Source organism: Ancylobacter sp. Lp-2 (genome assembly GCF_020523795.1).
Lineage (GTDB): Bacteria > Pseudomonadota > Alphaproteobacteria > Rhizobiales > Xanthobacteraceae > Ancylobacter.
In genome coordinates, this window is the sequence record NZ_JAJALI010000003.1 from 164,224 (window position 1) to 185,232 (window position 21,009).

The following is a 21,009-nucleotide window of genomic DNA, read 5'->3' on the forward strand; positions in this document are numbered from 1 at the left end:
CATGCTGAACGTCGCCATCATCGGGCTTGGCCGCTGGGGCCAGACCCTCGTCGCCTCCGTGCAGGAGAAGAGCGACCTGCTGCGCTTCACCACCGGCGCCACCGGCAGCCGCGCCAAGGCGGAAGCCTTCGCCGCCGGCGCCGGCATCACCCTCAAGGACAGCTATGAGGAGGTGCTGGCCGATCCCGCCGTGGAGGCGGTGGTGCTGGCGACGCCGCATCTCCAGCACGCCGCGCAGATCGAGGCCGCCGCGCGCGCCGGCAAGCATGTCTTCGTCGAAAAGCCCTTCACCATGAGCAAGGCGAGCGCCGAGGCGGCGGTCGCGGCGAGCGAGGCCGCCGGCATCACGCTGGCGCTCGGCCACAACCGGCGCTTCCATCCCCACATGCAGCGCCTGCGCGCGCTGGTGCGCGGCGGCGAGCTCGGCACCATCCTGCATTGCCACGCCGAGCTGAGCTCGCCCACCGGCCTGTTCCTGCCGAAGGGCGTGTGGCGCACCGATCCCGAGCAGTCGCCGGCCGGCGGCATGACCGGGCTCGGCATCCATCTCGTCGATTCGATGATCGACCTGTTCGGCGCGATCGAGGCCGTCGCCTGCCAGAGCGTCAACCGTGTCGCGCCGTCCGGCGCCGAGGACACCACCTCGGTGATGCTGCGCTTCGCAAGCGGGCAGACCGGCACCCTGCTCGCCTTCACCGCGACGGCACCGGTGTTCCGCTTCTCCGCCTATGGCGCGAAGGGGGTGGCCAGCATCACCACGCCGACGCTCGGCGGCTTCAGCCTCGAGCCCGCCCCGACCGCGCCGGGCCAGCCGGCGCCGGCCGCCACGCACGAGACCCTCGCCGGCTTCGACACGCTGCACGCCGAGCTGGAGGCCTTCGCGCGGGCGGTGCGCGGGCAGGCGCCCTATCCGATCCCGCCGGCCGACATGATCCACGGCGTCGCGGTGCTGGAAGCCATCGTCGCCGCCGTCGGCCGGGACCGCTTCGTCCCCGTCGCCTGAGGAGATCAGCATGTCCGACGCCGCGCCCCGCACCCTCATCGTCACCGGCGGTTCCCGGGGCATTGGCGCCGCCATCGCCCGTGCCGCCGGCCGCGCCGGCTTCCGCGTCGCCCTGAGCTACAAGGGCGATGCGGCCGGAGCCGGGGCGGTCGCCGACGCCATCGCCGCCGCCGGGGGCGAGGCGCTGGCCGTCCGGGCCGACGTGGCGCGCGAAGAAGACGTCGTCGCGCTGTTCGCGGCGGTCGATACCCGCTTCGGGCCGCCGGACGTGCTGGTCAACAATGCCGGCGGCGTCGGCCCGCTCGGCCGTGTCGAGGCGATCACCGCCGCCACCCTCGCCGAGGTGATGGCGGTCAATGTGACCGGCAGCTTCCTGTGCTGCCGCGAGGCGGTGACGCGCATGTCGACCCGTCATGGCGGGCGTGGTGGCGTCATCGTCAACATGTCCTCGCGCGCCGCCGAGCTCGGCGGTGCCGGCGAATGGGTACACTACGCCGCCAGCAAGGGGGCGGTGGACAGCCTCACCATCGGCCTCGCCCGCGAGGTGGCGACGGAGGGCATCCGCGTGAATGCCGTCGCCCCCGGCCTGATCGCCACCGAGCTGCACGCCAGGGCCGGCGCGCCCGACCGGCTGGCGCGGCTCGCCCCCGCCATCCCGATGCAGCGCCCCGGCACCGCCGAGGAAGTTGCCGACATCGTGATGTGGCTCGCCTCCCCCGCCAGCGCCTATGTCACGGGTGCGATCGTGCCGGTGGCCGGCGGGCGCTGAGGCGTTTTCCCTGGTGATGGCTCGATGATGCGGCGGCCTCCGTCGACGCGGCGGAGGCCACGACGCGCACGGGCGCGGATGCCGCGGCGCCGCATGGATTCAGCTTGCGAACGAAGCGCAAATCATCTTGCATCGTTGACATGATCGAAAATCCACGTGATTATCAATCGATAAACAAGCAGACACCGCCGCGTTGAAAACCAGCGGCGGGCAACGCCAAGCTGACGCTACCAAGCCGACGATACCAAGCCGACCGGGACGCTCATCGATGCCCGCGCGGGAGTCGTGGAACAGCCCGGACGACGCTACCGAGAACAACAAGCCACCCGGCGACGATCCGGGGGCATCGGGAGAAGACGACCATGGCAACACGACGCGGCGCGCTGGCGCTCGCGGCCGCTTTGGCGGCCCTCATCATCGCCCCCGGCGCCCTGCCGGCGGCGCAGGCCGACCCGGTGAAGATCCGCATCGGCTGGTCGACCATGCCGGGGCACCTGATCCCCGTGCTCTACAGCAAGCCGGACATCCTCAAATATTACGGCAAGAGCTACACGGTGGAGCCGATCCGCTTCCGGGGCTCCTCGCCGCAGATCACCGCCATGGCGGCGGGCGAGATCGACATGGCCGCCTTCGGGCCGCTGGTGCTGGCGCTCGCCGTCACCAATGCCCGGCTCGACGTGAAGGCGGTCGCCGACATCATCCAGGACGGCGTCGAGGACTATCACAGCGAGACCTTCCTGGTCCGCAGCGATTCCGGCATCTCGAAGGTGACGGACATGAAGGGCAAGCGGGTCGGCACCAACGCCATCGGCTCGGCCTCCGATACCGCGATGCGGGCGATGTTCCGCAAGAGCAACATGCAGGACAAGCGCGACTACACCATGGTGGAGGTCGCCTTCCCGAACATTCCCGCCATGCTCGACGAGCACAAGATCGACCTCGGCACCGTGCTGCAGCCGATGTCCGACCAGTTGCTCGCCACCGGCAAGTACAAGGTGCTGTTCACCTCCGAGGATGCCATGGGCCCCTCGCAGCTGGTGTTCCTCGCCGCCAACGGCAAGTTCCTGAACGACAACCGCGCGGCGCTGATGGACTTCTTCGAGGACCATGTGCGCGCGGTGCGCTGGTTCACCGATCCGAAGAACCATGACGAGGCGGTGAAGATCATCGCCAACTTCATGCAGCAGCCGCCCGAGACGCTGCAATACCTCTTCACCAAGGGGGATTATTTCCGCGATCCCTTCATGGTGCCGAACGTCAAGGCGCTGCAGGAGAGCATCGACATCGCCGTCGATCTCGGCCTCGCCCCGCGCGGCATCAAGGTCGATCCCGACTATGTCGATCTGAGCTTCGTCAAGGAAGCGCAGAAGCGGATCGAGGCCAGCCAATGAGCGTCACCCATCTCGCGCCGCCCCCGCGCAGCCGTGCCCACGCCGCCAGCAGCATCTCGATCAGCGACGTCTCCCACACCTATGGCGCCCGCACCGCCGGCGGCATGCTGGCGCTCGACGGCATCAACCTCGACATCGGCGACGGCGAGTTCCATTGCCTGCTCGGCCCCTCCGGCTGCGGCAAGAGCACGCTGCTGTATCTGATCGGCGGCTTCATCCCGGTGCAGGCGGGAATGATCTCCACATCGGCCGGACCGGTCACCGCACCGGGCCCGGATCGCAGTATCGTTTTCCAGAACTTCGCGCTGTTCCCGTGGAAGACCGTGAAGGACAACGTGCTTTACGGGCTGAAGAAGGCCGGCTTCAACGCCGCCGAGCGCGAGCAGCGCGCCCGGCATTACATCGACATGGTGCACCTCACCGGCTTCGAGAACGCCTATCCCTCGCAATTGTCCGGCGGCATGCAGCAACGCGCCGCCATCGCCCGCACCCTGGCGGTGGATCCCGGCATCCTCCTGATGGACGAACCGTTCGGCGCACTGGACGCCCAGACCCGGCGCGTCATGCAGGAAGAGCTGCGCACCATCTGGCGCGACAGCCGCAAGACAGTGGTGTTCGTCACCCATGACGTGCAGGAGGCGGTGTTCCTCGCCGACCGCATCTCGATCATGAGCGCCCGGCCCGGCCGCATCCAGCACGTCATCGACGTCGACCTGCCCAAGGAGCGCGGCGAGGAAATCCTCGAGAACCGCGAGTTCATCGGCCTCAGCGAGCACATCTGGCGGCTGGTACGCGAGCAGGCGGTGGCGGCGACGCGGGGGGCGCATTGATGAGCGACGTCCTCGCCGGCGGTCGCGGGCGGGGCCGCGTCGGCCCGTCGCTGTCCTATGCCGTCGTCAATACCGTGGTGCGCTTCACGCCGCTGCTGGTGCTCGCGCTCGGCTGGGAGTTCCTCGGCCTCAGCGGGCTGGTGTCGCGGCAGATGCTGCCGGGGCTCGGCGAGATCTTCGCCGCCTTTTCCGACATGCTGTTCGGCGGCGACCTCCTCTACAACACCCTGCGCTCGGTCAGCCGCGCCGCCGCCGGCCTCGGCGCGGCGGTGGTGGTCGGCATCTCCGCCGGCCTCTTAATGGCCTCGTTCCGCCCGGTGCGGCTGCTCATCAACCCCATCGTGCAGATCTTCTACCCGATGCCGAAATCGGCGCTGATCCCAGTGGTGATGATCTGGCTGGGGTTGGGCGATTCCTCGAAGATCCTGCTGATCTTCCTCGGCTGCCTGCTGCCGGTCATCGTCGGCACCTATAATGGCGCGCGCGGGGTGAACCCGTTCCTTTTGTGGTCGGCGGCGAGCCTCGGCGCCTCGCGCTTCGATGTACTGCGCGAGGTGGTGCTGCGCGGCGCCATGCCGGACATCCTCAATGGCTGCCGTACCGCGCTCGCCTTCTCCTTCATCTTGATGGTGAGCTCGGAATTCGTCATCGCCACCGACGGCGTTGGCTTCATGATCTCCTCGCTCGGCGACGGCGGCCAGTACCCGGCCATGTTCGCCGCCATCTTCTTCGTCGCTGGCATCGGGTTTGCCGCCGACCGCCTCTACGCGCTGCTGTCCCGGCGCCTGCTTCGCTGGAGGGAGGCATGATGAACATGGCTGACGCCAAGCCGCTCGCCGGCGCCGGCAAGTCGCCGGTCCAGAAGGCCCCGCGCCCATCGCGTCCGATCTCGCCGCGGATGGTCGACATCGCGGTGCAGGTCGCGGTGGTGGCGGCGCTCGCCGGCATCTGGGAATTCGGCGCCCGCTTCGGCGCGCTCAACCCCTTCCTGCTGCCGCCGCTCAGTGTGGTGCTGGGGCGGATCTGGGAAGACCTCATCGCCGGCACCGTGCCGGTCGATCTCGGCCTCACCCTCTACCGGGCGCTGACCGGCTTCGCCATCGGTGCCGTCATCGGCATTCCCACGGGCATATTGATGGCACGCTCGGCGCTTGTGCGCTGGTTCTTCGATCCACTGGTGTCGATCGGCTTCCCGATGCCGAAGATCGCCTTCCTGCCGATCTTCATCCTGTGGTTCGACATCTACGACACCTCGAAGATCATCATGGTGGCGTTTTCCTGCTTCTTTCCCGTGGTGGCGGCGACCTGCGCCGGCTGCTCCAGCCTCGACAAATGGCCGATCTGGTCGGCCCGTTCCTTCGGGGCGAAGGAGCGGGAGCTCCTGTGGGAAGTCTATCTGCCGATGGCGATGCCGCAGATCCTCACCGGCCTGCAGGTGGCGCTGCCGACCGGCATGATCACCACCATCGTCACGGAGATGCTGATGGGCGGACGCGGGGTGGGCGGCGCGATGATCATGGCCGGGCGCTTCGCCGACTCGGTCGGGGTGTTCGCCGGCATCGTGCAGATCATCATCCTCGGCTTCGTGGTGGTGAAGAGCCTGGAGATCGTCCGCCGCCGCCTGCTTATCTGGCATCCCGAAAGCCGCAAGTAACGGTGCAGATGACGCAGCACCTGACGCCGAAGCTGCCGGCCCTCGTCTTCTACGGCGTGGACAGGGCGCCGGTCGATCCGTCCCGGTTCGACGGCCTCCTCCGGATGCGCCTGCTTCCGGGGGAGGTCCTGCGCCTGAACGACGAGGCCTTCGACCTGCCACCACCGGCGATCGGGCAGGAGAAGGTCGCGACCGACCTCCGGCTGGCGGAGCACCTCAAGCGTCTCGCCGGCGGCTGGAACCGCAACGCCGCGCACTTCATCGACGGCTATGTCGCGCATCTTCACGCCGTCATCGCCGCGCATCGCGAGGAGATCGCCGAGCGGCTCCGCCCGATGGCCGGCCTGTTCGCGCCGGAGGACGTGCTCTATTCCGCCCCGCTGCCACTGCCGCGCGCGCTGCTGCCGCTCGACGACGGTGGCGGGCCGGTGCCGGTCGACATGTTTCTCTGGCTGGGAGGCCGCGCGGAGGCCGTGCTGTTCGCCCCCTCGCCGCTGCTGCCGGCCGCCGAACGGCGACGTCGCGAGCGCCTTGCTGCCGCCGGGATCCGCGTGACGGTGCTGGCCGCCGCCGACCTCGCGAAACCGGATGTCGTCGCCGATCTGCTCGGCGAACGCGGCAACGGCTTCTGGCGCGACGAGGTGTTCCCCGTCGCGCCCGGCGCGCCGCGCCTGCCGGATTTTTAACCCGGCCCCGCCCCGCTCGCGCCGCGATACCAGTCGGCGATCTCCTCGCCGGTCATCATCGCCACCTGCCGGCGCGACAGCACATAATCGAGCAGTTCCTCGAAATAGCCGATGCGGTGCGGCACGCCTGTGAGGTAGGGGTGAGTGCTGATCGCCATCACCTTGGCGTTGTCCGCCCCCTCCTCCCACAGCCGGTCGAACTGGTCCACGCAGCGGCGCAGGAAGGCGTCGGAGGGCTGGTGCTGCACGGCGTGGACGACGATGTCGTTGGTCTCCACCGAATAAGGCACCGACAGCATCGGCCCGTGCGCGGTCGACAGCTCCAGCGGCAGATCGTCGATCACCCAGTTGGCGACATAGCCGACGCCCGCCTCCTTCAGGAGGTCGAGCGTCTGGTCGTTCTCGGTGAGGCCGGGGCTCTCCCAGCCGGGCGGCGGCCGGCCGGTGAAGTCGCGGATGGTCTCCACCGTGTCGAAGATCGCTTTGCGCTGATCCTCCACATGGTGCATCGGCCGCTGCACATAGCCGTGCCCCATGAACTCCCAGCCGGCATCGCGCGCCGCCCGTGCCACTCGCTCATAGGAACGGCACACATGGCCGTTCACCGCGAAGGTAGCGCGCAGGCCACGCGACTCGATGGCTTTCAACAGCCGCCAGAAGCCGACCCGCATGCCGTATTCGTGCCAGGCCCAGTTAGGCAGGTCCGGCATCAGCGGCTGGCCCATGGGCGGCGGCAGCACGGTGCGCGGCATGGCGCGGGCGATGGACCATTCCTCGACATTGACGATGATCCACACCGCGACGCGGGCGTCGCCCGGCAGATGCAGGCGCGGCCGATCCGGGAAGGCAAGATAGGGCGCGCGCTCGCTGAGCAACGCCTTTGGCGGGGCGCTCGATGATGCGTTCATGGCTCACCCCGCCCGCCGCGCCGCCGTCGCATAGTCGACATTGCCGCCGCCATAGCGGCGCACACGGACATTGGCCTGCTCGGCATGGCCGAGAAAGCCTTCCAGCACGCAGAGCCGCGAGCAATATTCGCCGACCTCGGCGCTGGCGGCGTCGCTGGTCACCTTCTGATAGGTGCAGGTCTTGAGGAACTTGCCGACCCACAGCCCGCCGGTGTAACGCGCCGCCTTCTTGGTCGGCAGCGTGTGGTTGGTGCCGATCACCTTGTCGCCATAGGCGACATTGGTGCGCGGGCCGAGGAATAGCGCGCCGTAATTGCGCATGTTGGCGAGGAAATAATCCGGGTCGGCGGTCATCACCTGCACATGCTCGGAGGCGATGCGGTCGGCCTCGACAACCATCTCCTCGACGCTGTCGCAGACGATCACCTCGCCGAAATCGCGCCACGCCGCCGCGGCGATCTCCGCCGTCGGCAGGATGGTCAGCAGCCGCTCGACTTCCGCCATTGTCTCGCGGGCCAGCTTCTCCGAATTGGTGAGCAGCACCGCCGGCGAGGTTGGCCCGTGCTCGGCCTGCCCGAGAAGGTCGGTGGCGCAAATCTCGGCGTCCACCGTGTCGTCGGCGATCACCAGCGTCTCGGTCGGCCCGGCGAACAGGTCGATGCCGACCCGGCCGTAAAGCTGGCGCTTGGCCTCGGCGACGAAGGCATTGCCCGGCCCGACCAGCATGTCGACCGGCGCGATGCTCTCGGTTCCCAGCGCCATCGCCGCCACCGCCTGCACGCCGCCCAGCACCAGGATCTCGTCGGCGCCGGCGAGATGCATCGCCGCGACGATGGCTGGGTGCGGCCCGTTGCGGAACGGCGGCGCCGCCGCCACCACGCTCTTCACCCCCGCGACCTTCGCCGTCACCACGCTCATATGCGCCGAGGCGACCATCGGGTATTTGCCGCCCGGCACATAACAGCCGACCCGCTCCACCGGCACGTTCTTATGGCCGAGGATCACCCCCGGCAGCGTCTCCACCTCGAGGTCGAGCACGCAGGCGCGCTGCTTCTCGGCGAAGTTGCGCACCTGCGCCTGCGCGAAGCGGATGTCGTCGAGATCGGACTTCGACACGCTGGACAGCGCCGCCTCGATCTCCTGGTCGGACAGGCGGAAGCTCGCCGGCGACCATTTGTCGAAGCGCTCGGAATAGGCGCGGACAGAGGCGTCGCCGCCGGTCTCGATTTCCTTGAGGATGGTCTCGACGGTGGCGCGCACCTGCGCGTCGGCATCGGCGCGCTCCTCGACGGAACGCGCGGTCTTGAGATGGCGGGCCATGTTTTCCTCCCGGCGCCGACGTAGCGGCACCCGCTTCGATGCACCTTGCATCCGCTAGCGATCGATTGTTATTTATCGAGTGAAAACTAAATCGAGCGACAGTGTCAAGCCTGCCTTGCCCACCACCTTCCTTGATGTTATTTATCGAACGATAATTAAATAAGGAGGAACGCCATGAAAGCCACCGGCCTCAACCATCTGTCGATCGGCGCCAGGGACGTCGACGCCTCCGTGCGCTTCTATGTCGAGATGTTCGGCATGGAGGTGATCCCAACCTATAATTTCGGCTTCCGCACCCAGTATCTGCGCTGCGGCGACCAGCAGCTGCACGTCTTCGGCCTGCCCGACACCACGCCGCACTACCAGCACTTCGCCATCAATGTGGACGACTTCATGGGCGTGTATGAGCGCGCCCGCGACGCCGGCCTCATCGACCACAAGACCTTCGGCAACGGCGTCAACGAGATGCCGGACGGCACGGTGCAGCTCTATCTGCGCGATCCCGGCGGCAACCTCGTCGAGGTCGACTGGCCGGACGTCGCCAGCCTCGACACCGCCCGCATTCCCGAATTGAAGCGCCTCGCCGACCGCTTCGAGCAGGTGGGCGAGAACCTCGAGGCGACGCTGTTCCTCAACCGCCGGCGCGCCTGAGGGAGGAAGCGATGACCGACACCGCCTCGCCCCTCGTCTCCCCTGCCCTCGCCGCGCCGCGTGCCCTGCGTTCGCCGGACGAGCAGCGCCATGACGACTTGCTCCAGCGCGCCACCGACCTCGCCTCGGTCTTCGCCGAGCGGGCGCCGCGCGCCGAGGAGTTGCGCCGGCTGCCGCCGGAGAACGAGCGCGACCTGCATGATAGCGGCCTCTACCGCATGCTGCAGCCCCGGGCGGTCGGCGGCGCCGAGCTCGGCTATGAAAGCCTGATCACCATCGGCGCGGCGCTCGCCGCCGGCTGCGCCTCCACGGCGTGGAACCTCACCAATCTCGCCAGCCACCACTGGATGCTGGCGATGTTCCCGCCCGCCGCGCAGGACCGCATCTGGAAGGAGGATCCCGACGCGCTGATCGCCTCCTCCTTCGTGTTCCCGGCCGCGAAGGTGACGAAGGCGCCGGGCGGCTATGTCGTCTCCGGCCGCTGGCCATTCTCCTCCGGCGTCGACGTCTGCTCGTGGAACATGCTGGCCGGCATCGTCCGCGCCGAGGGCGAGGCGCCCGATCACCGTGTCTTCCTCGTCCCCCGCGCCGACTACCGCATCCTCGACACCTGGCACGTCACCGGCCTCAAGGGCACCGGCTCGAACGACGTCGTCTGCGAGGAGGTGTTCGTGCCGGAGGAGATGACCGTCTCGGTCGCCGACCTCAAGGGCGGCACGACACCGGGCAGCGAACGCCACCCCGCCCCGCTCTACCGGCTGCCGGTCTTCGCGCTGTTCCCCGCCATCCTGTCCGGCGTCGGGCTCGGCAATGGCGAGGGCGCGCTCACCGATTACGTCGCTTCCACCCGCAAGCGCGCGGCCAACTACACCGGCGCGCGGCTGGCCGAATTGCAGAGCCTGCAGATCCATGTCGGCAACGCCGCCGCCCGGCTCAGCCATGCGAGGCGGATGATGCTCGCCATCTGCGAGGAGGCGATGCGCGATGCCGAGCGCGGCCATGTGCCGGACCTGGTGACGAAATTCGCCTATCGCCGCGACCTCGCCTTTGCGACCCAGCTCACCACGCAGGCGGTCGACGAGATCGACGCCGGCAGCGGCGCGCAGGCACTTTACCTCGGCGGAAGCCAGCAGCGCCGCTTCCGCGACGCCCATGCTATAAGCGCGCATATCGCCTTCAGTACCGATGTCGCCAATGCCGCCTTCGGGCGTCTGGCGCTCGGCCTCGATGCCGATAATCCGGTCGTGTGATCAACGCGACGGCGGACGAAAGGAACGTGACGACACCGATGGCGGGACGCTCATCCTCATTGGCCGCGGCGGAGGGCAAGGCCCTCGCGCCACGGCGCACGCGCAACAAGCCGGAAGAACGGCACAAGGAGTTCGTCCGCAAGGCCATCGAGCTGTTCGCCGAGGTCGGCTTCGAGGCCGGCACCCGCGAACTCGCCCAGCGGCTCGGCGTCACCCAGCCGCTGCTCTACCGCTATTTCCCCAGCAAGGACGACCTGATCGCCGCCGTCTACCAGGAGATCTACGTCAATCGCTGGAAGCCACAATGGCGCGAGGGCCTGCTCGACGAAAGCCGGCCGATCCGCGAGCGCATCGTCGCCTTCTACGAGGATTATGCCGGCACGATCTTCACCCCCGAGTGGATCCGCATCTATCTCTTTGCCGGCCTGCGCGGCGTCGACATCAACCGGCGCTACGCCACCACCGTCGAGGAGCAGATCCTGCGGCCGATCACCCTCGCCACCCGCACCAGCTTCGGCCTCGGGGGCGGCGAGCCGCCGACCCCGGAAGAGGTCGAGCTGTTCTGGACCCTTCAGGGCGGCATCTTCTACTATGGCGTGCGGGAGATCGTGTACCGGTTCCCCATGCCGGTGGACCGGCCGACCATGATCCGCAACGCCGTCGACACTTTCCTGACCGGCGTCGGCCCGGTGCTGAAGCGGCTGGCCGAGCGCGGCGACGCCCCGGCTTAGACCATTCGCCGACAAACGCTCGAACATCGGCGCCTTGATCGAAGATGCCCTCCGCCTATGATCAGGGGACGAGTCTGTCGCGAGCGGAGAGTGCCGTGTCCCTTTCATCTGTCGCGCCCGGTGACGACGATGCCACCACGCTGGGCATCGAGATCTATGCCCGCCTGCGTCGCGACCTCATCGCCGGCCATCTGAAGCCGGGCGAGCGGCTGCGCTTCCGCCAGCTCAGCGCCGCCTATGGCGTCGGCATCGCGCCATTGCGCGAGGCGCTGTCCCGGCTGGTGTCCGACCAATTGGTCCGCTTCGAGGGCCATCGCGGCTACACCGTCGCCCCGCTGTCGCTGTCCGACCTTCACGATCTCTGCGCGCTGCGCACCGAGCTTTCCTGCAACGCGCTGCGCCGTGCCATCGCCCGCGGCGACGAGGACTGGGAAGCCGAGATCCTCGCCGCGCTGCACCGGCTGGAGCGCACGCCGCTGCCGCACTCGGTGGAGGACCGCAAGGCGGTGGACGAATGGGAGCAGCGCCACGACCGCTTCCACTACAGCCTGATCGCCGCCTGCGATTCGCCGTGGCTGCTGCATTTCTGCGGCGCGCTCTCCGATCACTTCCAGCGCTACCGCCGGGCGGTGATCGTCGTCACCTCCTCGTCGGAAGCCCTGCTGAAGCGGGTGCGCGAGCAGCACCGCACCGTGGCGGAAGCTGCGATCGCCCGCGATGCCGAGCGCGCCACCGCCGTGCTCGCCGAGCATTTCCAGGGCAGCGTCGAGGTGGTGATCCGCAATTACGAGGAGGTCTCGCGCAGCCTGTCGGCCGGCAACGGCGACTGAGGTTTTCGCGAACCACCAACCGCCCATTTTATTGACATCGATAATTTGTTCGAACATCCTTGCGATTAACAATCACAAGGACCGCTCGACGGGCGTGCGCTCGCGACGCTCCGCCGGGAGGACGCCTGATGCTCGACCACACCAAGGCCGCCGACGTTAAAATCGACCTCATCTCCGGCATGCGGCTGATCGCGCACGACCCGCTGGCCGGTTTCGGCGGCGTTGGCGAAGGCATGTCGCTGCAACGGGCGCCGGACGGGCGGCGCATATTGTGGGTGGCGCATGAGGGTCCGCCGAAGAACTTCACCGGCATCGACGTCACCGATCCGAGCCGGCCAAAGGTGATCGTGCAGACCGAGCTGCCGCACAACAAGGTGCGCTCCAACTCGCTGGAGACCACCGGCGACCTGATGGCGGTGGCCTACCAGACCGTGCAGCCTGGCCTCCAGCCGGCCGGCATCGACCTGTTCGACATCTCCGTGCCCGAGACGCCGCGGTTGATCAGCCATTTCGACTGCTCCGGCCCGCATTCGCGCGGCGTGCACCAGGTGTGGTTCGTCGATGGCGAGTTCATCCACTGCGCCGCCGGCGCCGCCGACTTCACCCCGCGCAACCCGCTGGACGATCAGGCCTACCGCATCATCGACGTGCGCAACCCGTCAAAGCCGGTCGAGGCCGGCCGCTGGTGGCTGCCCGGCACCGCCGAGGGTGACGCTGCCGCACCCCCGGAGCGGCTGAAGATCGACAGCGGCTTTCGCTGCCACAACACCAATGTCTATCCCGCCCGCCCGGACCGCGCCTATGTCGGCTATATCGACGGCGGCTTCCACGTGATCGACATTTCCGACAAGTCGCGCCCCACCGTCATCTCCCGCTTCAATCCGAACCCGCCCTTCCCCGGCTTCGCGCACACGCTGATGCCGCTGTTCGGCCGCGACCTCGCAGTGGCCAGCCACGAATGCATCCACGATGACGGCTTCGACTGGCCGAAGCTGACCTGGCTCCTCGACATCCGCCGCGAGGACAACCCGGTGCCGCTCTCCACCCTGCCCATGCCCTCCTTCGAGGAATATTCCCGCAAGGGCGGGCGCTTCGGCTGCCACAACCTGCATGAGAACCCGCCGCGCGACACCGCGCTCCACTCCGAGACGCTGCTGTTCTCGACGCTTTTCAATGGCGGCCTGCGCGTGCACGACATCAGCGATCCGCTGGCCCCGCGCGAGGTGGCGGCCTTCGTGCCCTCCGCCCCGCCCGGCGCCCGCGTGCCGGCGACCCAGATCAACGAGGTCTATGTCGACGAGAACGGCATCGTCTATTGCGGCGACCGTCATGCCGGCGGCATCTACATATTGGAGCTCGACATCTGAGCCGCGGGGAAAGGCGATGATCCCGGTCATCCTGATCACCGGCTTCCTCGGCAGCGGCAAGACCACGCTGCTCAACCATCTACTGCGCGATCCCGGCATGGCGGACAGCGCGGTGATCATCAACGAGTTCGGCGATGTGGCGATCGACCATCTGCTGGTCGAGAGCGCCATCGAGAACACCGTCGTGCTGCAGAGCGGCTGCATCTGCTGCACGGTGCGCGGCGATCTCGTCGACACGCTGGACGATCTCTGCACCAAGGTCGCGCGTGGCGAATTGCCCGCCTTCTCGCGCATCGCCATCGAGACCACCGGCCTCGCCGATCCCGCCGCACTGGTGCGGGCTTTCCTCACCGAGCGGACGCTGGCGACGCGCTTCGCGCTGCGCGCCGTGGTCGCCACCGTCGACGCGGTGAACGGCGCCGGCCAGCTCGACGCCTTCGCCGAGGCCCGTCATCAGGCGGCGCTCGCCGACATACTGGTTCTGACCAAGTCCGACCTCGCCGCGCCCGCCGCCGTCACCGACCTCACCCACCGGCTGCAGTCGATCAATCCCGGCGCGGCCCTCGTGCCGGTGGTGCAGGGCGCCATCGCTCCCGACGATCTGTTCGCCCGCGTGCCCGGCACTCCGTCGCGTACCAGCGGCGACGTTCTCGCCTGGCTCAACAGCGACGCTTTTACCACGGAGGAGAGCAAGGCCCGCTCGGCCCACGACGACGGCATCCGCGCCTTCGCCGTCACGCTGGACCGGCCGGTGACGCGGGAGGCGCTGCGCGGCTGGCTGCGCTCCGTGCTGTCGCTGCGCGGTGCCGATCTGCTGCGCATGAAGGGGATCGTGGCGCTACGCGGCGAGGCGGCGCCGATGGTCGTGCATGCCGTGCAGGCGGTGCTGCACCCGCCCGTCCAGCTCTCCGCCTGGCCGAGCGACGATCACACCACCCGCATCGTCTTCATCACCCGCAATGTGGAAGCGGAGGCTCTGCGCAATAGTCTCGAAGTTCTCGCGTCACGCCCGGCGGCGTGAAAGAAGCACCGGCGCCGGCCGGACATCGTCGCGATAACCCTGATCAGAATTATGTATACAATATCCTTCGCCGGATCGAACGAAGCATTCCCAGATGTAATGTCGCACATACGTCAGAATTACTGACATATAGGCATCCTCCTGCTCTTATAATTTCGGGAAGCCTATCACGCACTTCTGGACAATGTCGACAAATCGGATGGTTATCGGATCACGATCGAATAAATACTCGAACAACACACGCCAATAACCGTCAAAACATAGAACTCCGCCGCAATGATGCGCCGACCGGAGCGCCGCATGCCGCTTTTCAGCGATCTTCCCTCACCCGCCGCCCCACCACTTTATTCAAGTAAAAATCCTATTCATGCTATTTTGTACTATAGCCATGCCGAACAGCTATAGCTTATTCGGGTATGAATATTTCATTTTAACTTGACAATGCCGCAACGGCACTCTCTCCTCAGGCCACAAGACGTCACAAGACGCTGTGCCATCGTCCTGCCTGGGAAGGAACGCCACATGATCCCCTCTCGTGCCGCTCGGCCCTTACATCTGCGTCTGAAACACGCCGCGCTCGCCGCCGCGTTCGGTGCCGCGCTGGTCGCGGCGCCGGCCGCGTCCCATGCGCAGGCCGCCCTCACCGGCCCCATCGAGATCACCACCGGCACCAGCCCCGGCGGCACGCCGGACGTGCTGATGCGCCGGGCCGCCAAGATCCTCAACGAGCAGAAGATCATCACCAACCCGCTGGTGGTGCAGAACCGCACCGGCGGCTCGTGGATGGTCGCGGCCAATTTCGTGATGGGCAAGAAGGGCGACCGCAACATCGTTTTGTGCATCGCCCAGCCGATCCTCACCACCCCGATCACCCAGGGCCTGCCGACGCTCTACGACAAGCTGACCCCGATCAGCATGTTCATCCAGGGCGACCTGGTGCTGGTGGTGCAGCCGGATTCACCGGTGAAGGACCTCAAGCAACTGGTCGCGCTCGCCGCCCAGCGCGAGCGCTCGGTGAAGGTGGCCGGTGCCCAGTCCGGCTCCACCGACCACATGGTGGCCGGCCTCGTCGAGAAGGCCGGCAAGGTGAAGCTGAATTACGTACCCTTCGACGGCGGTGGCGCCGCCCAGGCCGCCTTCCTCGGCGGCAATGTCGATTTGATGACCCTCACCCCCAGCGAGGCACTGCCGCTGGTGAAGGGTGGCAAAGCCCGCATCCTCGCCATCCTGTCGACCGAGCGCAGCGCGGCGCCGGAGCTGAAGGACGTCCCGACCGCCAAGGAGCAGGGCTTCGACATCGTCTGGGGCCAGGCCTGGGGCCTTGCCGGCCCGCCCGGCCTTGACGCCGAGACGGTGAAGTTCTGGGACGACGCCATCGCCAAGCTGGTGGCCAACCCGGAATGGCAGGCGAGCCTCAAGGAGAACTTCCTGCGCAGCCGGATGGTCCCCGCCGCCGAGGTGAAGCCCTACATGCAGAAGCTGCATGACGAGCATCTCGCGCTGCTGCGCGATCTCGGCCTCGCCAAGCAGCCGGCGGTGCAGTGAGCGGCGGGAGGTTCGCCCGGCCGGAGACCGCTCGTCTTCGGCCGGGAAGCCACCTCTCCCGGAGGGGATGAACGCCGCCGCGGCACCGTTCCCCTCTCCGCGGTCCGCCGCGGCCTGTCCGTTCCCCTCGAGGATCGTTCAGGCCGGCCGGCCGAAAGCGTCCCTTCTCCCTATCGGGGGGGAGGGTTGGGACTGAAGGGTCTCCGGATGAAGGGTCTTCGCCGCTCCGCAGCCCCATCCCCTCGCCGCCTCGCGGGGCGGCGCCATGTCTCCTGTCGGGAGAGGGGCGGAAGAAGATCGGCGGACCGCTTCCCGTGAGTGGCGATGCCGCGCCTCTTCCTCCTCTCCTGTCGGGAGCGAGAACGATGAGGTCCTGGCCTCGAAGATCCTGATCCGAAGGTTTTGCCCGCCGAAGTTCTTCACCCCGTGAAGGTCTTCCTACCTCCGCCCGAACCGCCTCGCCCAGACCGCCCCGCCCAGACTGCCCGCCCCTGCCCAGTGCGACGGAGCCTTGCATGAAAGCCACCAACTTCATCATTGCCGCAGTACTGTTCGGCCTGTCCGCCCTGGCGCTGCTCGGCACCTGGGGGCTGCCCTATTGGGCGGACTTTGCGCCCGGCTCAGCCTTCGCGCCGTTCTGGGTGGCCGCAATCGGTCTCGTCCTCGCCATCGCCCTGCTCGTCACCACGCTGGCGGATGATGGCCACGAGCCGCACAGCTTCCCGGACCGGCGCGGCATTGTTCGCGTCGCCGCCCTCACCGCCGGACTGTGGCTGATGGTGCTGCTCATCCCGCTCGTCGGCTTCATGACCGCCGCCATCGCCTTTTCCCTCTTTCTGCTTCTCGGCATCGAACGGCGCCCTCTGGTCCCGAGCCTGCTCACCACCGCGGTGGTGAGCGGCCTCGTCTATGGCGTGTTCATCGCGTGGCTCGGCATCGCCCTGCCCACCGGTCCGTTCGGCCTCTGAAGCGCCGGGAGCTCATCCATGGACGCCCTCGCCTCCCTCGCCCAGGGCTTTTCGGTCGCCATGACGCCGACGAACCTCCTGTTCGTGCTCATCGGCGTCACCCTCGGCCAATTGATCGGCGCCCTGCCCGGCATCGGCCCCTCGGCCGGCATGGCGCTGCTGCTGCCGGTCACCTTCGGCCTCGATCCGGTCACCGCCCTCGTGATGCTCTCCGGCATCATGTATGGCGGCATGTATGGCGGCACCCTCACCTCGGTGCTGGTGAACGTCCCCGGTGAGGCCGCGAGCGTCATGACCGCCGTCGATGGCAACCAGCTGGCGCGGCAGGGCCGCGCCGGGCAGGCGCTCGCGGCCTCCGCCATCGGCTCCTTCCTCGCCGGCATCGGCGCCGTCACCGCCCTCGTCTTCCTCACCCCGGCGCTCAGCGCCTTCGCGCTCGGCTTCTCCGCCCCGGAATATTTCCTGCTCGCCCTACTCGGCATCACCGCCACCGCCAGCATGGGCACCGGATCGGCGGTGAAGGCGATGATCGGCGCAACCCTCGGGCTGATGATCGCCCTCGTCGGCACCGACCCGATCCAGGGCACCTCGCGCCTCACCTTTGGCTCGCTGGAACTCCTGGAGGGGGTGGACTTCCTGCCCGTCGCCATCGGCGTGTTCGGCATCGCCGAGATCCTGGTCTCGATGGAGCAGACGCAGGCCAGCGCGGCGGTGCGCACCCGGCTGCGCGACATGTGGCTGACCCGCAAGGATTGGGTCGAGTGCCGCATGGCGATGCTGCGCGGCGGGGTGATCGGCTTCGTCATCGGCCTGATGCCCGGCGCCGGCCCGACGGTCGCCGCCCTGCTCGCCTATGTCGTCGAGAAGAAGGCGAGCCCGCACCCGGAGAAATTCGGCCATGGCGCGCTGGACGGCGTGGCGGCGGCCGAATCCGCCAACAATTCGGCGGCGCACGGCGCCATGGTGCCCATGCTGGCGCTCGGCATTCCCGGCTCGGCCTCGACGGCGGTGTTGCTGGCGGCGCTCGTGCTGCTCGGCATCCGCCCCGGCCCGATGCTGCTCACCGAGCAGGCAGACCTCGTCTGGGGCCTCATCGCCTCGATGTTCATCGGCAACGTGATTCTCTTGATCATGAACCTGCCGCTGGCCCCGCTCTTCGCCAGCGTGCTGCGCATTCCCTATTCCTATCTGGTGCCGGGCATCCTCATCGTGTCGCTGGTCGGCGCCTATGCGATCAGCCTCAGCCTGTTCAATGTCGGGCTGACGCTGTTCTTCGGCATGGTCGGCTATCTGATGATCCGTGCCGACATTCCCCGCGCGCCGCTGGTGCTCGCCGTGGTGCTGGCGCCGCTGATGGAAAGCTCGCTGCGCCAGAGCCTGATGCTGTCGGAAGGCAGCGCGGCGATCTTCGTCCAGCGCCCGCTCTCCGCCGTGCTGGCGCTCCTGGTGATCGGCTCGCTCGCTTTGCCGCTGTTCAACTTCATGCTCGCCCGCCGGGCGGCGCGCCGCGCCGGCGTCGCCGAGGCGCTGTCCCATTCCTCCGACTAGGACCTACCGATGACCGCACCCGTGATCGACGTCCACGCCCATATCCTCACCGAGGAGATGATGGCCCGCATGCGCCGCGAGGCGCCCGAGATCGGCCCGACGCTGTCGGAGGTCGATGCCGAGGGCGGCGTGCTCAAGGTCGGCGACATCGTGCAGCGCCCGTTCCCGCGCGGCGGCTGGGACCTCGACCGGCGCCTCGCCGATCTCGCCCTCGCCGGCTTTGACCTTCAGGTGCTGTCCAACTGCCCGCAGACCTTCCTCTATGACCGCGAGGCGGCGCTCACCGCCGCCTTGTGCCAGATCCAGAACGAAGCGATCGCCGATCTCGCCCGTCGTCACCCCGACCGCTTCCTCGGCATCGCCACCCTGCCGATGCAGGACCCGGCCCGCGCCGCCGACGAATTGCGCCGCGCCGTCACCAAGCTCGGGCTGAAGGGCGCGCAGATCGGCTCGCACATCGAGGGCAAGAACCTCGACGACCCGGCGCTGGAGCCGATCTGGGCGACCGCCGAGGAGCTCGGCGCCTTCATCCTGATCCACCCGCAGAAGACGGCGGCAGGCAACCGCACTCAGGAGTTCTACCTCAAGAACCTGATCGGCAACCCGCTGGAGACCACCATCGCCGCCGCCTCGCTCGTCTTCGGCGGCGTGCTGGAGCGCTACCCCGATCTCAAGATCTGCCTCGTACATGGCGGCGGCTTCCTGCCCTTCCAGACCGGGCGCATGATCCATGGCTGGAAGGAGCGCCCGGAATGCCGGCGCTTCATTAAGGAGAGCCCGGAAGTCTCGATCCGCCGGCTATATTTCGACACGCTGACGCATTTCGGCCCGGCGCTGCGCTACCTCACCGACACGTTCGGCGCCGATCATGTGCTGCTCGGCAGCGACTATCCGTTCGACATGGGCACGCTGGAGGGCGCCCGGCAGGTCCGCGCCGCCGGCCTCGCGCCGGCCGACGAGGCGGCGATCCTCGGCGATACCGCGGCTGGCTGGTTCGGCCTGAGTGCCGAGCAGCGCAAGGCGGTCAACGCATGAGCACCGCCGCCATCCTCCGCCCGAGCGCGCTCCCCGTCACCGAGCGTGGCGGCGGCGCGCGCACCGTGCGCCTCGTCACCGCCGAGCTCGGCTCGCAAAAGCTGCTCAACGGCATCACCCGCTTCGGGCCGGGCGCGGCGATCCCGCTGCACAGCCATAATTGCGAGGAGAGCGTCATCATCCTCGACGGCGACGCGGTGTTCGAGATCGACGACGTCACCCACGAACTGACGACGCACGACACCACATGGATCCCGCCGGACGTGCCGCATCGCTTCCGCAACGCCTCGGACAGCGCGCCGCTCGCCATCTTCTGGACTTACGCCGACGTCGCCGCCACCCGCACCCTGTCGGCGAGCGGCGAGACCCGGTCCATCGCCTCCGAACATGCCGGGAGCCGGGCATGAACGCCGCCGTGCAGCCTGAAGCGCCCTCCACCGCGCCGGCATCGGCGCTCGAGGGCCTCGTCGCCGACGCCATGCGCGCCTGCGGCCTTCCCGCCGAGGACGCGCAGCGCGTCGGCAAGCTGATGGCCGAGGCCGACCTCACCGGCGCCGACGGCCACGGCATCTTCCGCCTGCCGCAATATGTGCGGCGGCTGAGGGGCGGCGGCGTCAATCCGCGCCCGCGCATCGAGGTGGAGCGCGCCGCCCCCGGCGTCGCCCTCGTCGACGGCGACAACGGCATGGGCCATCTGGTGATGAGCGTGGCGGCGGATACCGCCACCGCCATCGCCCGCGAAATCGGCATCGGCTGGGTCGGCGTGCGCCGCTCCAACCATGCCGGCCCGGCGGCGCTCTATGTCGACATGCTGGCGCAGCGCAGCCTGGTCGGCATCTATTCCGTGGTGGCGAGCTCCAACCACATGGCGCCGTGGGGCGGCACCTCCTCGCTGCTCGGCACCAACCCGCTCGCCATTGCCATCCCCGCCGGCGAGGGAGCGCCGACCGTGCTGCTCGACATCGCCACCACCGTCGTCTCCTACGGCACGGTGAAGAAGCACGTCCTCAACGACATGCCGATGCCCGAGGGCTGGCTGGTCAGCAAGGCGGATGGCAGCGCCATCACCGATCCGAAGCGCAGCGGCGAGGGCCTGCTCCTGCCGATCGGCGGTCACAAGGGCTCCGGCCTCGCGCTGATGCTCGGCCTCTTGGCCGGCACGCTCAACGGCGCCGCCTTCGGCCGCGAGGTGGTCGACTTCAACGCGGATTCGGCGACCGAGACCAATACCGGCCACTTCATCCTGGCACTCGACATCGCCCGCTTCATGCCGCCGGCCGCCTTCGCCGCGGTGCTGCAGCGCCAGCTCGACGAACTGCGCCACGACGCGCCGCTGCCCGGCACGGACGGCGTGCGCATCCCCGGCGACCGCCGCGCCGTGCTGCGCAACGCCCGCGCCCGCGACGGCGTACCGATCCCCCTGCCGCTGCGCCGCCAGCTCGACGAGCTCGCCGCGACGCTCGGCATCCACCCGCTTGCCAGCCGGCTTTGAAGGAGACCGC

At 68.2% G+C, this 21,009-nt stretch carries 21 protein-coding genes; 19 read left to right on the top strand and 2 right to left on the bottom strand.

Translation table 11 applies throughout. From position 1 onward, the window contains the following. Position 1: 1 nt before the first annotated feature. The 7 genes from LGR54_RS09040 to LGR54_RS09070 all read left to right on the top strand — a co-directional run bounded on the left by LGR54_RS09040 (position 2) and on the right by LGR54_RS09070 (position 6,333). Positions 2–1,003 carry a Gfo/Idh/MocA family protein gene (locus LGR54_RS09040; RefSeq protein WP_230361645.1) on the top strand — a complete coding sequence of 334 codons (1,002 nt, stop codon included), beginning with the start codon at positions 2–4 and terminating at the stop codon, positions 1,001–1,003. Between the two features lie 10 nt (positions 1,004–1,013). After that, positions 1,014–1,772, top strand: coding sequence for an SDR family oxidoreductase (locus LGR54_RS09045; protein ID WP_230361646.1), 759 nt, complete (start codon positions 1,014–1,016; stop codon positions 1,770–1,772). 362 nt (positions 1,773–2,134) lie between these two features. After that, positions 2,135–3,163: an ABC transporter substrate-binding protein gene (locus LGR54_RS09050; protein ID WP_230361647.1), complete on the top strand. Its 1,029-nt coding sequence runs from the start codon at positions 2,135–2,137 to the stop codon at positions 3,161–3,163. Continuing rightward, the gene (locus LGR54_RS09055; protein ID WP_230361648.1) at positions 3,160–3,993 is read left to right on the top strand and encodes an ABC transporter ATP-binding protein; all 834 of its coding nucleotides are present in this window, start codon (positions 3,160–3,162) and stop codon (positions 3,991–3,993) included. The genes LGR54_RS09050 and LGR54_RS09055 overlap by 4 nt, the downstream gene beginning before the upstream one ends. Further along, a complete protein-coding gene (locus LGR54_RS09060) occupies positions 3,993–4,802 on the top strand; it encodes an ABC transporter permease (protein WP_230361649.1) in 810 nt (269 codons plus the stop codon). Before LGR54_RS09055 ends, LGR54_RS09060 begins: the two co-directional genes overlap by 1 nt. After that, positions 4,799–5,647, top strand: a complete 849-nt coding sequence (locus LGR54_RS09065) for an ABC transporter permease (protein ID WP_230361650.1) — start codon at positions 4,799–4,801, stop codon at positions 5,645–5,647. The genes LGR54_RS09060 and LGR54_RS09065 overlap by 4 nt, the downstream gene beginning before the upstream one ends. Positions 5,648–5,655: 8 nt before the next feature. Further along, entirely contained in the window at positions 5,656–6,333 is a 678-nt protein-coding gene (locus LGR54_RS09070; protein ID WP_230361651.1) for a hypothetical protein, read from the top strand. On the opposite strand, the gene LGR54_RS09075 is transcribed toward LGR54_RS09070, so the two are convergent. Continuing rightward, a complete protein-coding gene (locus LGR54_RS09075; protein ID WP_230361652.1) occupies positions 6,330–7,241 on the bottom strand; it encodes a polysaccharide deacetylase family protein in 912 nt (303 codons plus the stop codon). The genes LGR54_RS09070 and LGR54_RS09075 overlap by 4 nt on opposite strands. A 3-nt stretch (positions 7,242–7,244) precedes the next feature. Continuing rightward, positions 7,245–8,561: a histidinol dehydrogenase gene (gene hisD, locus LGR54_RS09080; protein WP_230361653.1), complete on the bottom strand. Its 1,317-nt coding sequence runs from the start codon at positions 8,559–8,561 to the stop codon at positions 7,245–7,247. Positions 8,562–8,735: 174 nt separating this feature from the next. Here hisD and LGR54_RS09085 point away from each other — a divergent pair, with 174 nt between their 5' ends. From LGR54_RS09085 to LGR54_RS09140, 12 genes are all read left to right on the top strand, one after another. Further along, complete coding sequence (locus LGR54_RS09085; RefSeq protein WP_230361654.1) at positions 8,736–9,212, top strand: VOC family protein; 477 nt, start codon at positions 8,736–8,738, stop codon at positions 9,210–9,212. An 11-nt stretch (positions 9,213–9,223) separates the two neighbouring features. Further along, entirely contained in the window at positions 9,224–10,462 is a 1,239-nt protein-coding gene (locus LGR54_RS09090; protein WP_230361655.1) for an acyl-CoA dehydrogenase family protein, read from the top strand. A gap of 26 nt (positions 10,463–10,488) precedes the next feature. Next, a complete protein-coding gene (locus tag LGR54_RS09095) occupies positions 10,489–11,193 on the top strand; it encodes a TetR/AcrR family transcriptional regulator (protein ID WP_230361656.1) in 705 nt (234 codons plus the stop codon). Between the two features lie 95 nt (positions 11,194–11,288). Next, positions 11,289–12,023, top strand: a complete 735-nt coding sequence (locus LGR54_RS09100; protein WP_230361657.1) for an FCD domain-containing protein — start codon at positions 11,289–11,291, stop codon at positions 12,021–12,023. Positions 12,024–12,151: 128 nt separating this feature from the next. Then, a complete protein-coding gene (locus LGR54_RS09105; protein ID WP_230361658.1) occupies positions 12,152–13,390 on the top strand; it encodes an LVIVD repeat-containing protein in 1,239 nt (412 codons plus the stop codon). Between the two features lie 16 nt (positions 13,391–13,406). Beyond that, positions 13,407–14,411, top strand: a complete 1,005-nt coding sequence (locus LGR54_RS09110) for a GTP-binding protein (protein ID WP_230361659.1) — start codon at positions 13,407–13,409, stop codon at positions 14,409–14,411. Positions 14,412–14,933: 522 nt separating this feature from the next. Further along, entirely contained in the window at positions 14,934–15,956 is a 1,023-nt protein-coding gene (locus tag LGR54_RS09115; protein ID WP_230361660.1) for a tripartite tricarboxylate transporter substrate binding protein, read from the top strand. 515 nt (positions 15,957–16,471) lie between these two features. Then, positions 16,472–16,924, top strand: a complete 453-nt coding sequence (locus LGR54_RS09120) for a tripartite tricarboxylate transporter TctB family protein (protein WP_230361661.1) — start codon at positions 16,472–16,474, stop codon at positions 16,922–16,924. Positions 16,925–16,942: 18 nt separating this feature from the next. Next, entirely contained in the window at positions 16,943–18,472 is a 1,530-nt protein-coding gene (locus tag LGR54_RS09125) for a tripartite tricarboxylate transporter permease (protein WP_230361662.1), read from the top strand. 9 nt (positions 18,473–18,481) lie between these two features. Beyond that, on the top strand, positions 18,482–19,507 hold the full coding sequence (locus LGR54_RS09130; RefSeq protein ID WP_230361663.1) for an amidohydrolase family protein: 1,026 nt from the start codon (positions 18,482–18,484) through the stop codon (positions 19,505–19,507). After that, entirely contained in the window at positions 19,504–19,914 is a 411-nt protein-coding gene (locus LGR54_RS09135; protein ID WP_230361664.1) for a cupin domain-containing protein, read from the top strand. The genes LGR54_RS09130 and LGR54_RS09135 overlap by 4 nt, the downstream gene beginning before the upstream one ends. Beyond that, on the top strand, positions 19,911–20,999 hold the full coding sequence (locus LGR54_RS09140; protein ID WP_230361665.1) for an Ldh family oxidoreductase: 1,089 nt from the start codon (positions 19,911–19,913) through the stop codon (positions 20,997–20,999). The genes LGR54_RS09135 and LGR54_RS09140 overlap by 4 nt, the downstream gene beginning before the upstream one ends. The last annotated feature ends 10 nt before the right edge of the window (positions 21,000–21,009 follow it).